Genomic DNA, 1,057 nt, shown 5'->3' with positions numbered 1-1,057 from the left:
TAAAACGTTTGGTGTGAATCGTGAGTTCACCATCCCATCAAATCCGCGAACTTCAGCCGAGGACGGCCGAGTTGGTCGTTGAGCCAGATACAGAAGTTGTGCAAGGCTACCCTCGCAGCCAGCCGAGCCCGCAGTCCCTGAAGGTCGTGGGCTCGCTCTCGCCACAGGCCGAAGGTGTTGAAGAGCTTGTCGTAGACCGTCTCCACGATCTGGCGGATGGAGGCTACCCACTGCCTCAGTCGCTTGGACCAGGGTTTGCGGGAGTTGCGCTTGGGCGGGTGGATGACCTCCGCGTCGTAGTCCTCAAGCCAGCGACGGTGGTTTTCGGCTCCCTCAAAGCCCTTGTCTGCGACGTAGGTTCCCGAGATGGCCGAGCCCACGCTGTTGAGCCTGGGGTCGGGGTAAGCCCTCACGGCGAAGAAGGTCTCGGCCAGAGGCTGATCGGCGGTAGAGGCAGGGGCGAAACAAAAGCCGGTGATCACCCCGGAAGGCTCCACAGCGGTCAAAAGCGAGAAACCCTCGTACCAGCCTATGCTGTTAGACCAGCCGATGTCGGCGGCTCCGGCGAGCCAACCATGACCACGGCGCTTTACGTCCCTGACAGGCATCGCCGAAGCGTCCAGTGCTTGATAGGGATGAGCGTTACCCGTCATCATCTGACCCAGCTTCACGGCCATATGCTCGATGTCGTCGGCGTACAAACGCAGGAGGCGGTTGAACTGGGAGCGATCTGGCAGGGTAGGGAATGCCTCTCGGAGATGTTCACTAGCGTAGCGGTAGAAGTCCCGCTCGCTGGCGAACCTCGACCATCGGCCGAAGATAGCGAGGGTGATGACCTCGCTTCTACAGAGGGATGCTTCGGGGCCGGGACGGTTGCGTTCGGCTCGATGGGCCTGGAAGAGATCGTCGATCATGACGTAGAGTGTGGTGAGGAAGGTGTCCACGTCGAGCATGAGCAGTCGGTTCCTTTCCCACGGGATCGGGTGGCAAGCCGACTCTAGGGCGTGGACACCTTCCACTCAAATCTTCACCACCTAACTCACACCAAGCGTTTAAG

Annotated in this window: 1 protein-coding gene; it reads right to left on the bottom strand. The window is 60.2% G+C overall.

Going from position 1 to position 1,057, the window contains the following annotated elements:
• Positions 1–26: 26 nt before the first annotated feature.
• The gene (locus ABD53_RS15445; protein ID WP_200900424.1) at positions 27–1,019 is read right to left on the bottom strand and encodes a transposase; all 993 of its coding nucleotides are present in this window, start codon (positions 1,017–1,019) and stop codon (positions 27–29) included.
• Positions 1,020–1,057 lie beyond the last annotated feature (38 nt).

Source organism: Rubrobacter aplysinae (assembly GCF_001029505.1).
Taxonomy (GTDB): domain Bacteria; phylum Actinomycetota; class Rubrobacteria; order Rubrobacterales; family Rubrobacteraceae; genus Rubrobacter_A; species Rubrobacter_A aplysinae.
Note: the sequence above shows the minus strand (reverse complement) of the source record. Positions and strands in the feature narration are given on the sequence as shown.